The sequence below is a fragment of the Natrinema sp. DC36 genome, assembly GCF_020405225.1.
Lineage (GTDB): Archaea > Halobacteriota > Halobacteria > Halobacteriales > Natrialbaceae > Natrinema.
The window spans coordinates 3,367,320-3,380,567 of the sequence record NZ_CP084472.1; the positions used below are offsets into that span (position 1 = coordinate 3,367,320).

The following is a 13,248-nucleotide window of genomic DNA, read 5'->3' on the forward strand; positions in this document are numbered from 1 at the left end:
TCGCTCGAGCCGTACTCCCGGCCAGATGGTGACTGATAACGGAGAACGAACGAGACGGTCCTAATCGCTGCTGACTCGAGTGACGCCGGGCATCCCCGCCTTGGTGTACTGCGGGGTTGGCACCCGCTGTGGGTCCGGCAGCCAGTTTCGAAGGCTCTCGTTGAACCGATCGGGCCGCTCTCGAGGTGTCCAGTGACCGCAGTCCTCGATCACGTCGAGTTCCGCGTTCGGAATCCGCTCCGCCGCTCGCTCCGACCACTCGAGGGGCACCAGCGGGTCATCCTCACCGTGGGCGAGCAGCGTCGGCACCGACAGCGACTCGAGGTCGTCGACGAAGTTCGTCGCGACGCGGCCGCTGAAGGAGAGTTCGTTGTTCTGGAACTCCGTGAACGCCCGTATCGAGCCCGGTTCCATCAGTTTCTCCCTGACGTCGTCGACGAAGGGCTCGGGCAGTGCGTCGGCGTCCGCGACGAGTGAGCCGAGAACCCTGCGAACGCTCCGCGTACTCGTACTGGCGGCGATTTTCCCGAACTCGGTCATCCCGGGAATCTGCGAGAGGAACTTCCACTGGAGGGCGCTGGGGAGTCGGCCACCGAGCCCGTAGCTGTCGACGAGTGCGAGGCGGTCGACCCGGTCGGGGTTGTCGAGCGCGTAGCCGAGTGCGACACCGCCGCCCATCGAGATCCCGACGAGCGAGACGCGCTCGAAGGGGAGCGTCTCGAGGAAGCCCTCGAGGATATCGACGTACGTTTCGACGGTGTGCTCGACGTCCCCGGAACTGTTCCCGTACTCCGGCCAGTCGAGCGCGTAGACGCGGTAGTCGTCCGCGAGGGCGTCGATCGCGTGTCGCCACGAGACGGTCGCGTCGTCGATTCCCGCGCCGTGGCAGAGGACGACGGGCGGGCCGCTCGTCCCCGCGCGCCGGTAAGCGATCCGACAGTCACCGATCGTCGTGACGCCGGTCCCGCTCATGATCGGATCACAGTATCCGTTCCAGGGCCTGCGACCGTATGAGGGACCGGACTGCACCTGAGGGGTGCGTCCGCCGACCGCAGCGGATTCGGAGCGACTGACCGTACAGGGCTTCCGTTATCGATCGATGCGATAGGACCCGGTGTTTTCCCCGATCCGCGTGACTCGAGGTCGTGTGAGCCGACGGCAACGCCACCGTCACAAAAACCAGATGTGAGACAAACTATCATATCACGTGTCTCTGTTCGGATGGTGTATATTGTTTTCTATTACCGTGGATACAGCTCACACGATTTGCTGTGATCTCGACGTCCCGATATCGTCCGTTTCACTCCCTCGAGCGGCTACTCGCATAATGCGTGCTGTGACTTTATCGCCGTCGCCGGTAAGAATTGTCTATGGTCGAAACTGGCGAGACACCGACGAAGGAAGGCGACGAGGAGGCCCTCGAGGAGGTACGGGAACTCGACTTCGGGCAGACGGTCTACGACGAGGACGGCGACGAAATCGGCCGCATTCGGGGCTTCGAACGGAGCGGCTTCTTCGTCACCACCCGTGAGGGTGTCGAGGCGATGAGCGTCGAGCACGCCCGGTCGGGACAGTCGTTCGGCGAGGCGGAGCTCATGTGGCGCTGCATGGAATGTGGCGAGATGGGCGATATCGAGGGAGGGCTCCCTGACGAGTGTCCGAACTGCGGCACCGAACGCGAGGATCTGATGTACTGGACCGAGGACTGAATCGTCGGGAGCGTCGATCGGACGTCGTAGCGGTCCCGGACCCATTTCATATAGCATGTAGGGATTTATCACCGCTTACAGCGTAGATTCATGTGGGTGGTTAACATGGCAAAAGAACGAACACGACTGGGGTTCGGAACGATGGTATACACCGAAGACGGGACGGAGATTGGCCGAGTTCGCGGGGTCGACGAGAACGGAGTCTACATCACGCTTCGAGAGGGAATCGAGGGGCTGAGCGTCGAACACGTTCGATCGGGGCAGAAATTCGGGGAAGCCGAGCTCATGTGGCGCTGCTGGGAGTGTGGCGAACTGGGACGGCTCGACCGCGACGTGCCCGACGAGTGTCCGAACTGCGGTGCCGACCGCGAGGATCTCTACTACTGGACTGAGGACTGAGCGCGGCTTCCGGAACCGCGAGCCCAGACCGACCATCGGACGACATCGTTTTCACCCCACTCGTTCCACCTCGAGTCATGGAAATCGTCGTCTTCGGGGCCGGCAGCCTCGGCAGCCTCGTCGGCGGACTGCTCGCGCGCGAAAACGACGTGACCCTCGTTGCGCGCGAGGACCACGCTCGCGCCGTCCGCGAGTCGGGACTGCGGCTCGAGGGCGCGATAGACGGCGGTCCCTCCCGCGTCTTCCCCGCTGCGACGACCGACGGGGCCGGCCTCGAGGCCGATCTCGCCGTCGTGACTGTCAAATCCTTCGACACCGAATCAGCCGCCGAAACGCTCGCGACGGGCGCTGTCGACGCGATACTCTCGCTGCAAAACGGCATGGGGAACGAAGCGACGCTCGCGGCGCGACTCGAGGCCCCGGTACTCGCCGGGACGGCGACCTACGGCGCGATCCTGCGGGAGCCGGGCGTCGTCGAGTGCACGGGCCGGGGCGACGTCGTTCTGGGCGCTCGAGCCGGCGGGCCCTCGGCGCTCGCGGACCGGGTCGGCGAGGCCTTCGCCGCGGCCGGCCTCGAACCGATCGTCGCCGAGGACATGCCCCGTCGTCTGTGGGAGAAGCTCGCGGTCAACGCCGGGATCAATGCCGTCACGGCGCTGGCGGATATCGACAACGGGGCCGTCCTCGAGGCGTCCGCCGACAGCCTCGCCCGGGCGGCCGCTCGCGAGACGGCGCGGGTCGCCCGCTCTTTCGATGTCGACCTGTCGAACCGCGCGGCACTGGCCGCACTCGAGTCCGTCGCGACCGATACGGCCGCGAACACGTCCTCGATGCGCCAGGACGTCCTCGGGGAGCGACGGACCGAAATCGACGCGATCAACGGCTACGTGGTCGATCGAGCGGCCGAGCGAGGGCTCGAGGTACCGACGAACCGGACGCTCACGACGCTGGTTCGAACGTGGGAGCGCGGACGCGACCTTCGGTGAGCCGACATCGGTCGCACGCACCGATCGCCGCGGAACTCGGCGTCGGTCGGCGTGCGAACGAGTCATCGTTCGCGATTCCGAGACCGTCCGGTAGCTCTCGCGTCGAAAATAGCAAAATATCAGTTCGAATCCGCGCGGACGACCGGCTCAGAACGGTGCTTCCGGCCCTTCGTCGACCTCGCCGTCGTCGTCGACGGTCTCGCCGGGGAAGGACGGGCTCATGCCGCCCATCTCTTCTTCGCCCCCGTCCATACCGGTGGAGGCGTTGACTTTCTCGATTTCGGGAATCTCCTTGACCATCCGGCTCTTGATCGCCTGAATCGTCATCGGCGAGATTCCGCAGCCGCTGCAGGCGCCACCGAGAGCGATGCTGACCTCGCCGCTCTCGCGATCGATGTCCTGAATCGCCGCGCTGCCGCCGTGCATCTGGATCTGCGGGAAGTTTCGTCGCAGGAAATTCGTCACGCGCTCCTCGAGGTCGTCCCCGTCGTTCTGGGTCTCGGTGCTCATAGAATTCCCTTGGGTATCAGCCCCCCTAAACCTTCCGTCCTTCATGTTCGGCTGCCGGTGTCGGCGATGTCTGTACCTCTCCTCAGACGAACCCGAAGACGCGCTGCAGTTCGGTTTCGATCTCTTCGATGTGGGCCTCGAGCACGGTTTCGAACCGCTCCTCCTCGACGACTACGTCGGAGAGCCGATCGTAGGGATCCTCGGGGAGTTCGATACGGAACTCGCCGTCGCCCTCGTAGAACGGTTCGCTCTCGTTCAACACCTGTTGGTCGATCGCGTGGACGAGCTGGGAGTCGTAGCGGTCGTTCATCCGGTTAAACGCGTTCTTGTACGCCTGCTGAAGCTCGGGGAAGTAGTTGGCGTACTTGTCCTCGAACTTCTCGGGATCGAAGTCGGCCATATCCGAACCGAGGGGAAGCGGCGACAAAAGTCGGACGATCATCCCCTTTGAAGCCGGTCCGTCGCCCTGGGGTCGTTACGTCTCACTGCCCAGCTCGAACTGGTCCGTGAGAGAGGCCGCAGCTCGAGCCGTGTTCAACCCGCCGGACCCGGTAACGGGTTCGTATACCAGAACACTGACACTGTAGGGGCACCCTATATAGGAGCAAGCGCTCGCAGGCGGAACGGACACTCCCGCTCTCGGCGACTCCGAGAGCATGATCACTGACCAGGACCCCATTCCTCCCGAAGCGTTACCACCGAGGTGGGGGCTGGCGGAGCTCTGTGACGATCAGTTCGTCTACCGGCACAGCCGGCCACCGATCGAACTGATCGCGGATTGCACCCTCGCCGATCGATCCCATCCGGGACTCGGCCTCTGTCGGTGTTGGGAGCTTCGCTACCGGTACTTTCTCACGGATCGCACGATCTGCCGATCGATCGGCCGCGTCTCGACCCGCCGAGCTGCCGTCGATGGCCTGCTCGAGTGCATGCGCAGTATCCACGAAACCGTCTCGGGGGCCGACGATCCGGTCGCGGTCGGACAGGTGCTCGAGCGCGTCTCTCTCTCCGGTCTCATCCCGGACGGGTTCTCTCGGTCGTCCGCGTCGCCGTGACACCTCGCAGTTCCCGCGTCTAAACACGCCGCGTCAGCTGCGAGCGCACCGCCCGCTGACACCCCTCGCAGATGCCGTACAGTCGCGTTACGGTCGACAGCAGCGGATACCGAACGGAGAGATCCGAATAAATCGACGTGACTACCGATCGGTATCGGGTTCCGCCCGGTCCATAGCGATTGGTCGACTCGGTAAACTGCGCTTGTCGTCGGTCGATGCGCGCCTCGAGCCGGTCCCGGTACGCCTCGAGCCGCTCGTGTTTCGCCTGCAACGCGTCGAAGTCACACTGCAGGAGCGATTCGTCGGCCGTCGCCCGCAGCCAGTCGACGATCTCGTCGATCTCGTCGATCGCCGTCTCGAGTGTGGAGCGCTCGCGCTGGAGGAGTCCCTGCAGCGATTCGACCTCGCGCCGTCTGGTCGAAACAGCCTCGAGGACGGCGGACTTGAGCGTCGGTGTCCATCCGCTTTCCGCCACGAGTGCGACGGCGATGTCTTCGGTCAACTCCGCCGCGATCGTCTCGACGACCGATTCGTCGGCGTCGCAGTCGGCGACACTGTGGGGTCGGACCGTCTCGGCGAACGCCTGACTGACAGTGACACAGCGATCGGCCGATGTCGACGGGGTCGGTCCCTGCGGAGGGGTCGCCTGCGTCGCCGTCGTCGCCATCGCCGTAACCGTTCGCCGAGGGCGGGTCGATTCGGGGTCTTTCGCCGGAACCGCTCGAACGCGCTGTGCGAACGTTTCGAATGCCGTCCCGCGGTCGCGGATTGCCTCTCGCTCCTCGTCGACGCACTCGAGCGCCCGGTGGACGGCCGTCGATCCTGTCACGGCTCACCTCGCGTACAGACGAGTCCACCCGTCGCCTCCTCGTCGTTCGTCAGGACGAACTGCCAGTCGCCGTCGCCGAGTGCGGTGACGTCCGTCACGCCGAGTTCGGCGGTCGGCGTTGCCGTCCGACGCAGGATGTCGATCCCGATCGGCAGCGTCGGAAACCGCCGCTCGCCACACTCGATGGCGTATCCCCGCAGGGAGACGGTCCAGGCGTCGCCGCCGGTCGCGTCGCTCGAGTCGCGCGTGACGCCGTACGCTCGGATCAGTGACAGCGAGTCCAGGAACTCGAGGCTCGTTGCGACCGGATCGTCTACCGGGTCGACCGGCGAGAGGTTCGCCGCTGCCGCCCGCAGTACCCGTGTTCGTTCGACCGTATTGAGGTAGCACTCGAGCTCCGACGCCATCGTCTCGAGCAACACCAGACAGAGCGTATTCCGGTTGGTCGTCGCCTCGGCCGCGGCCAGATACGTCTCCATGATCGCGCGCTCGGCGTCGTCGTGGTCGCGGGCCGAGAGGGCCTCGAAGACGGCACCGGAGACGTCGTGGCAGAAGCTGATCAGCGGGGACTCGTCTTGGCCTCGCTTCGCTCGACCAGTCGGCGACTGTGTCCCCGCGTTCGCGACTCGTCGGTTCGATTGCCGCCGACCACCGTTCGCGGTGGAATTCGCGTCCGCGTCCGCCGCTCGAGCCTGACAGACGATCGGATCGTAACACGGGAGTCGCGGATCGTACCGCCTGAGTGCGGCGCGATACTGTTCGGTCGCCTGCGCGGCGTCCGCCGCGTCCGGGCGGGTCGCGAACCGCTGGCCGGCGACCGGGACGGGACGTTCGCCGGAGCGGGCGCAGACGACGTAGTACGCTCCGTCGTCGCTGGCCAGTCGTTCGATATGCTGACGAATCTCTCTGAGTGTCGTTCCGACCATGATTTCCTCCAGTTTTCTTCGGTTTCCGTTCGGATTCCGCGCTGACCGTTCACGCCACGAGAGTCGTCCACTGGTTGGACGCTTCCGTCGAACGGCTCGCGACTGCACCGTCGGAGACCGGTCCTTGTAGTTTAGGCCAACCTAAAACATAATAAGTACATCGGATTTCGAGATTGCCTTCTTCCGTGGCGTGTCGACCAGCGATTCGCCGACTGATCGAATTTAGTATAGCGACATATGGTTTATACATCTCTACTTCCGTCTGTGGGCCCGGTATCGGAGTTTTACCGCCGCCACGGTTCCACGACGGCACCGCGGCGCTCGCTGGCCACGCACGAACGACGTGGCTGCAGGGCCATCCGCGCACTCGGTGGCTGACCTATCCCGACCCCGGCCGAACTGCTCGAGCGGGGCGACATCGTCACCGACGTCTCGCGGAGCAGGGAGATCGACGGGCCGATCACCCGATTTCGAAGCCGTCGCCGTGAACGAGGCCGACTCGAATGCGGTGGCGAAACGCACTGTCAGCCACGACGCCATCGGACCAGCGCTCGGCCGGCTGAACCCGACGATGTCGGTAGATAGGCGTCTGGCCACTGACTCATCGAGGGACGACGGCAGACGGAGGCCGACCGTCTGCTCTGGATCGGCGCTGCAAGCGGTCCCGCCGCTGGGATGGGGACGAACTGACGCCGATAGACGAATTTCCCGACGAATTCGTCGTTCTCGCGCGGCTCCATCCCGACGCGCTCGAGGACGTCCGCGGGGCTACCGGCCTCGAGTGGTCCGACCTCACCCCGACGGTCATGACCCCCGGGAGCGACGGGGCGAGTACGGGGTCGCCGAGGCCCCATCGACGGGGGCGACGACAGTGGCAGTCCCTGAGACGACGCGAGCGCGTTCGCCGACGGGTTCGAGATCTGATGTCGATCTGCGGCTCGGAAGTCGGCTCCCGACCGCCGAGGTGGGCTTCGTTCTCGTCGAAGTCGCGGTATTCCGATCCTTGTTACTCCTGACCCGGTTTTCAGCCCGTTTTCGAGCGTTTGGCTCCGTCTCACACCTTCAAGCGGCTGATTCTATCGATTGGGTAGTTCTGGGACACAAACTGCATAATGCTATATTGAATATCGAGCAACCCGCTGCTGTCGGTCGGCAGCACAGCGTTTATGCTGGGCAACGAGCTATTGGTGGTAGCGACCCCGTTACCCCTGACCCTGGAACCCTCTATGACCACGCAGATTCCGTTCGCGATCGACTTCCACGTCCACTCCGACGACTCCTACGACGGGCACGAACCGATCGAGCTGATCCTCGAGCACGCCGCAGATATCGGTCTCGACGGAGTGGTCATCACCGACCACGACGAGATCGACGAATCGCGGCGCGCCGCCGACCTCGCGCCCGAGTACGGACTGATCGGCATCCCCGGCGTCGAAGTTTCGACGCAACACGGCCACCTGCTGGCGATCGGCGTCGAGAAGCGCCCCGATCCGGGGCAGCCGTTCATGGACACCGTCGAGACCGTCCGCGACCTGGGCGGGGTGGCGATCGTTCCCCATCCCTTCCAGCGCAGTCGCCACGGCGTCCGGAAACGCCACATCGACGACGCCGACGCGATCGAGACCTACAACTCGATGGTCTTTACGGGCTACCGCAACCGGCGGGCCCGAACGTTCGCCAGTCGCCGGGACTATCCCCAGATCGGTGCCAGCGACGCTCACTACCTCCCCAACGTGGGCAAAGCCTTCACCGAGGTCGTCGTGACGCCCGACACGGCGGCCCCGACGAAGGCGGATATCGACGGCGACGAACTCATCGAGGCCATCCTCGAGGGGCGAACCCAGATCCGCGGCAAGCGCACGCCGATTCGCAAGAGCGCCGTCCAGTACGGGAAGGGTGCGGTGCGCAAGACGGCGTACATGTTCACCTCGCGCGCGCCGCTGTTGCCGACGGTGCCGGCCTCGATGGACAGATCGACCTAGTGACGGACGCCGGACAGACCGTCTAATTTCGTCGGTTTCGTCGATTTTGACGCTTTTCGGAGACGGGAAAAACTCACTGGTTCGATCGGAACGGACTCCCTGAGCGTCCTGCTATCGTGGCAATAGGGAGTCGCCACGCCCTCCCCAACCGACTCGCTCGCTGCTCACGGTTCCCGTCGGTCACCGTTCGCTTTCGAGGCCTCACTTCGTTCGGCCTCGCACCGCCCGCTCGTCCCTCGCGCGGTTTCGTGTCACGCTTCGCTGCCGCTCACCGTGATACAGCGCACGCCACCGCGTGCCAACTCATTCCTCTCGAGCGAGCGGTCGTTAGGAAAGTTGCTCGCCAACGATTTCGTCGGCGCGTTCGACGAACGTTTCCTCCTCGCCTTTCGGGACCGTCGCGCCCGCCGCGACGTCGTGGCCGCCGCCGTCGCCGCCGACGGCTCGAGAGGCCTCGCCCATCACGGCCGAGAGGTCCAGCCCCTGCCGGACAAGCGAGTGGGTGCCCCGCGAGGAGACCTTGACCTCCTCCTCGTTCTTGTCTGCGAAAGCGATGATCGGCTTCGAGCGGCTGATCCCCTGATTCCCCATCGCCATTCCCGCGACGATGCCGACGATGGTCTCGCGGATCTCGTCGCTCGCGTGGAACCACTGAACGTGTTCCTCCTGGGTCGCTCCCTCTCGAGTAACCAGATCGATACCGTTCGAGAGGTTGCGACGGTGCTCGCGCAGGAGCTGTCGGGCGCGCTCGAGCGCGCCGTCGCGATCGCCGAGACAGACGCCGAGCCCCACGCCCGCCCGCTCGTAGCGGGCGGTCGCGTTGAGCAGTGTCGAGAACTCGCTGGCGTCCCGGAGCTCGGTACCGACGGGCTCCTCGCTGAGGACGTAGGCCGTGCTCACGAGTTGATCGATCTTTTTCGCGGGGACGCCGCTCGAGACGGCCCGCCGGACGAGCGCGCTGGCGACGGTCTGCTTTTCCTCGTTCGTGAGCCCGGCCCAGCGCCGCCAGTCGCCGTCGCGTTTCAACTCGAGGTCGAGACCGTCGAGAAACCGCAGCGCGCCGTTTGCGTCGTTCGAGATGCCCGGAATGTGAACGTCGGTCGCGTACTCGAGGAGCTTGGGGAGCGGACGGGTCTGTTTCCCGTAGAGCGCGAGGTCCTTGCCCGTCTCGAGGACGCCGGCGTCGACGCCCTCTTCGACGATCGCCGCGTTCGCGCCGTGAAGTTCGCCGCCGGCGGCCTGCATGTCGCCCACGGCACCGACGACCGCGAGGGCGGCGAGGTCGCAGTTGTCGGCGCGGGCGTTCGCGGCTCCCGACGCGGTGACCGTCCCGCCGTCAGAGTGCAGCGCCGACGAGGATCTCGATTCACCGACTTGCTCACCCCCGTCCGCCGCAACCGACGGGTCCGGATCGTGGTCCGAGACGTCCGCCAACGCCCGCGCAAGGACGTAACTCGCGCCGGCCCCCGAAAGTTCGGAGGCCCCGTTGATCCCGAACAGCAGCGGGTTGAGGTGGTACTCGGTCTCCCGGTCGGCGGGCTGGTGGTGATCCGCGATCACCGGGGTGAAGTCGCCCGCCTCCTCGTGGTCGCCGATGATCTCGAGCTGGCCGCTCCCGAAGTCCGTGAAGAGGACGGTGTCGTAGTCAGTCGCCGCGATGTCGGCGACCGCGTCCTCGTCGAGTTGTTTCTCGAAGACCGTCTCGAACGGGATCGCCGCCCGCTCGAGGGCTTTCGCGGCGATCGCCGCACTGGTGAGTCCGTCGGCGTCGATGTGTGAAGCGAGCAGTACTCGGTCGGCCTCGCACAGCCGCTCGGCGCACGCTACCGCACGATCCTCGAGTTCGGGAACCGGCCCTGCCATCGAGGAATGGTGGGGCGGCTTCGCCCATAAACCCGCGGATCGTCCCGCTCGTCCGACCGGGAACGAAACGGCTCACAGGGAGACCACGAGACCGTCGCCGTCCCGTTCGTACGTCGTCTCGAACGGAGCGGACCGAGCGCGCATCGTCTCCCGGAGCCAGGCCGCCTCGTCCTCGTCGGCGCGAGAGACGCCGTCGTCGATCGCGATGGGGACGAGGCGTATCTCCTCGAGACGCCCGTCCTCGAGCGTGACCTCGAAGAGGTAGCTTCGGTCGTTACCCAGGTCACCTTTGATTCCGAAATCGTCGACGAAGTCGCCGGTGTCGTGGAGGACGATCCCGTCACCGTACCGCTCGATCGCCTGAACGACGTGGGCGCTGTGGCCGTGAACGAGGTCGACGCCCCGATCGACGAGCCAGTGGCCGAAATCGACGAGCAGCTCACTGGGACGTTCGACCCAGTTCGGCCCCCAGTGAACCGACGCGACGAGCAGATCCGGATCGGTGGCTTGCGCGCGCTCGATCGCATCTCCGACGATCCGTTGGGTGTCGGGATCCGCCGGATCGGGTTTGATATGGGCTATTCCGGGCCGGTCGTTGGTCGCGCTGTAGCCGGCGTAGCGATCCGCAAATGAGACGACGGCGACGTCGACGGCGCCGACGGAAAACGTGGCCGGCTCGCGGGCCGCCGCTTGTGACCGACCGGCGCCCGCGACGTCGATGCTCGCCGCCTCGAGCGCGTCGATCGTGTCGGTCAGCGCCACCGCTCCGTAATCCATCGCGTGATTGTTCGCCAGCGACGCGAACCGGACGTTTGCTGCACTGAGTGCGGGCACGGCCCAGCCGGGATCGCCTCGGAAGTGAAACGTCCGGCCGGGGAACGGGTCGCCCCGCGTCGACAGACAGCACTCGAGGTTACAACAGACGCCGTCGAGGGACTCGAGCCGGGGCCGGAGGTCGCCCCAGACGGACGCGGGATCGACGTCGTCTCGCCCGTAGTGCCCGTTGAGATTCCGTCCGAGCATCGTGTCGCCGGCGAACCCGATCGTCGTTTCGGTGGGCTCGCGATCGTCGGACGAATCGTGAGTATCGGGTGAGACCGGGTCGGCTTCGGGTGTGGTGCAGCTGCCGACTGCCATCGTTCCCGCGGTCGCGAGGAACGCTCGACGATGTTGACTCATCGGTTTGATGGCTGCGTGTCTGCTCTCGGCTGTAAGTCGGCGTGGTGGATTCGCTGGAGTCTCGGCAAATCCCACAACCAGTTACAGCCGAGGGTATCTGCGGCCTTTCCGGGGCCCAAGAGCGCGAGCGATTGGTTCCGCTGAACTAGATACATGTAATATTTCCAATTGGGAATATTAAAATAATTGTCTTTATCGAAGCGGTTACTAGCCGTCAGTCGACACCACCGTGCCGCGGTCCTTATTCTTCACGAACCGGTGTCGCTGTAACCGTCTCGTGTGCGAGTGCGTCGAACGTCGCCTCGTCGGGGACCACGTCGACGTCGATCCCCTGCTCCTCGGCGGTTTCCGCCGTCGGCTCGCCGATGACACCCACGGTGGCGTCCGCGAGTCCCGTAACTGCCGCCTCGCGGATGCCCTTCTCCGCGGCAGCTGCGAGGAAGTGCTCGACGGTCAGCGACGAGGTGAAACAGACGGCGTCGAGTTCGCCCTCGGCGGCCAGCTCGGCCGACTCGCCGCTACCGCCGGGCCGAACTAATCGATAGAGAACCGTTTCGTGGACGGACGCGCCCGCGTCCTCGAGTCCCTCGAGCAACACCGGACTGCCGTGATCGCTGCGGGCGACCTCGACGCGTGCGCCGTCGACTTCGCGTTCCAGTGCGGCGACCAGCCCGCTCGAGGTGAACTCCTCGGGAACGATATCGACCGCGTACCCTTCCTCTCGGAGCGCGTCGGCCGTCGCGGGACCGATCGCACAGACGGTCTCGCCGTCCGGCTCCCACCCCGCTTCGGAGACGAGTTCGGCTCCGGTCTTGCTCGTGAAGACGACGTAATCGGCGTCGGTTCGGGGCGTCGCTCCGGTCGCCGTCACCGCGAGCATCGGATCCGCGATCGGCTCCGTTCCGAGTTCCGCGAGCAGGTCGACGGCTCGCTCGAGGCGGTCGTCGTCCGGCCGGAAGACGGCGACGGTGGGTGCATTCCCCATCTCTTATCCCTCGCGTTCGGCCGTCTCGTCGGCGGCCGCGCCGTAATCGTTTTGCAGAAAGTCGACGACGGACTCGCGCGTGCCGGCGACGTCGCCGATCACCGTCACTGCGGGCGGCGAGATACCTGCCTCGTCGCGGGCGTCGACGATGGTCTCGAGGGTACCCGTCGCGACCTGCTGGCCGGGCCAAGTACCTCGTTCGACGAGTGCAACCGGCGTTTCGGGAGCCATCCCGGCCTCGAGCAACGCCGTGGTGTAGTCCGGTAACCGGCCGACGCCCATCAGGACGACGAGCGTGCCGCCGGTCGCGGCCAGCGCGTCCCAGTCGACGGCCGACTCCGCCTTGGTCGGATCCTCGTGGCCCGTGACGAAGGAGACGGAGGAGGCGTGGTCGCGGTGCGTAACGGGGATGCCGGCCACCGCTGGCGCGGCGATCGCCGACGTGACCGCGGGCACGACCTCGAAGGGAACCTCGTGGGCCGCGAGGTACTCCGCTTCCTCGCCGCCGCGGCCGAAGACGAAGGAGTCGCCGCCCTTCAGCCGGACGACGGACTTGCCCTCGCGAGCCAGTTCGACCAGTCGCTCGTTGATCTCGGACTGGGGCGTGCGTTCGCCGCCCGCCCGCTTCCCGACGTCTTCGCGGCGGTCCTCGGGGAGCGTGTCGATGATTTCGGGACCGGGAAGCTTGTCGTGGAGGACGACGTCCGCGGCCTCGAGCAGGCGGTTCGCCTTGACGGAGAGGAGGTCGGGATCGCCGGGGCCGCTGCCGACGAGGTAGACGGTGCCGGGGTCGGCGTCGATATCGGGTCCTGACATTCGATACGT

The 13,248-nt window shown here is 65.7% G+C and carries 14 protein-coding genes; 5 read left to right on the top strand and 9 right to left on the bottom strand.

Translation table 11 applies throughout. The features are described from left to right. Window positions 1-60 precede the first annotated feature (60 nt). Window positions 61-972, bottom strand: a complete 912-nt coding sequence (locus tag LDH74_RS17250) for an alpha/beta hydrolase (RefSeq protein ID WP_226039925.1) — start codon at window positions 970-972, stop codon at window positions 61-63. A 398-nt stretch (window positions 973-1,370) separates the two neighbouring features. On the opposite strand from LDH74_RS17250, the gene LDH74_RS17255 reads away from it, so the two are divergent. The 3 genes from LDH74_RS17255 (at window position 1,371) to LDH74_RS17265 (ending at window position 3,094) form a co-directional block, all read left to right on the top strand. Further along, window positions 1,371-1,709, top strand: a complete 339-nt coding sequence (locus tag LDH74_RS17255) for an anaerobic ribonucleoside-triphosphate reductase (protein WP_226039926.1) — start codon at window positions 1,371-1,373, stop codon at window positions 1,707-1,709. 105 nt (window positions 1,710-1,814) lie between these two features. Further along, window positions 1,815-2,108 (top strand): hypothetical protein, encoded by a 294-nt coding sequence (locus tag LDH74_RS17260; RefSeq protein ID WP_226039927.1) that lies wholly within the window; start codon window positions 1,815-1,817, stop codon window positions 2,106-2,108. 77 nt (window positions 2,109-2,185) lie between these two features. Further along, entirely contained in the window at window positions 2,186-3,094 is a 909-nt protein-coding gene (locus LDH74_RS17265; protein ID WP_226039928.1) for a ketopantoate reductase family protein, read from the top strand. A 147-nt stretch (window positions 3,095-3,241) separates the two neighbouring features. Here LDH74_RS17265 and LDH74_RS17270 read toward each other — a convergent pair whose 3' ends face one another. Together LDH74_RS17270 and LDH74_RS17275 are read right to left on the bottom strand one after the other, a co-directional pair. Next, complete coding sequence (locus LDH74_RS17270) at window positions 3,242-3,604, bottom strand: NifU family protein (RefSeq protein WP_226039929.1); 363 nt, start codon at window positions 3,602-3,604, stop codon at window positions 3,242-3,244. Window positions 3,605-3,686: 82 nt separating this feature from the next. Next, window positions 3,687-4,004 (bottom strand): DUF5783 family protein, encoded by a 318-nt coding sequence (locus tag LDH74_RS17275; protein WP_226039930.1) that lies wholly within the window; start codon window positions 4,002-4,004, stop codon window positions 3,687-3,689. A 256-nt stretch (window positions 4,005-4,260) separates the two neighbouring features. Here LDH74_RS17275 and LDH74_RS17280 point away from each other — a divergent pair, with 256 nt between their 5' ends. After that, a complete protein-coding gene (locus LDH74_RS17280) occupies window positions 4,261-4,659 on the top strand; it encodes a hypothetical protein (protein ID WP_226039931.1) in 399 nt (132 codons plus the stop codon). A gap of 19 nt (window positions 4,660-4,678) precedes the next feature. Here LDH74_RS17280 and LDH74_RS17285 read toward each other — a convergent pair whose 3' ends face one another. Both LDH74_RS17285 and LDH74_RS17290 read right to left on the bottom strand, forming a co-directional pair. Beyond that, window positions 4,679-5,488: a hypothetical protein gene (locus LDH74_RS17285; protein ID WP_226039932.1), complete on the bottom strand. Its 810-nt coding sequence runs from the start codon at window positions 5,486-5,488 to the stop codon at window positions 4,679-4,681. Then, window positions 5,485-6,414 (bottom strand): hypothetical protein, encoded by a 930-nt coding sequence (locus tag LDH74_RS17290; protein ID WP_226039933.1) that lies wholly within the window; start codon window positions 6,412-6,414, stop codon window positions 5,485-5,487. The genes LDH74_RS17285 and LDH74_RS17290 overlap by 4 nt, the downstream gene beginning before the upstream one ends. 1,226 nt (window positions 6,415-7,640) lie before the next feature. On the opposite strand from LDH74_RS17290, the gene LDH74_RS17295 reads away from it, so the two are divergent. Continuing rightward, a complete protein-coding gene (locus LDH74_RS17295) occupies window positions 7,641-8,396 on the top strand; it encodes a PHP domain-containing protein (protein ID WP_226039934.1) in 756 nt (251 codons plus the stop codon). A 327-nt stretch (window positions 8,397-8,723) separates the two neighbouring features. Here LDH74_RS17295 and LDH74_RS17300 read toward each other — a convergent pair whose 3' ends face one another. The 4 genes from LDH74_RS17300 to cobA all read right to left on the bottom strand — a co-directional run bounded on the left by LDH74_RS17300 (window position 8,724) and on the right by cobA (window position 13,239). Further along, the gene (locus tag LDH74_RS17300) at window positions 8,724-10,259 is read right to left on the bottom strand and encodes a DHH family phosphoesterase (protein ID WP_226039935.1); all 1,536 of its coding nucleotides are present in this window, start codon (window positions 10,257-10,259) and stop codon (window positions 8,724-8,726) included. A 72-nt stretch (window positions 10,260-10,331) separates the two neighbouring features. After that, window positions 10,332-11,438 carry a CapA family protein gene (locus LDH74_RS17305; RefSeq protein WP_226039936.1) on the bottom strand — a complete coding sequence of 369 codons (1,107 nt, stop codon included), beginning with the start codon at window positions 11,436-11,438 and terminating at the stop codon, window positions 10,332-10,334. A 241-nt stretch (window positions 11,439-11,679) separates the two neighbouring features. Next, window positions 11,680-12,423: a uroporphyrinogen-III synthase gene (locus tag LDH74_RS17310; RefSeq protein ID WP_226039937.1), complete on the bottom strand. Its 744-nt coding sequence runs from the start codon at window positions 12,421-12,423 to the stop codon at window positions 11,680-11,682. Between the two features lie 3 nt (window positions 12,424-12,426). Next, window positions 12,427-13,239, bottom strand: coding sequence for a uroporphyrinogen-III C-methyltransferase (cobA, locus tag LDH74_RS17315; protein ID WP_226039938.1), 813 nt, complete (start codon window positions 13,237-13,239; stop codon window positions 12,427-12,429). Between the last annotated feature and the right edge of the window lie 9 nt (window positions 13,240-13,248).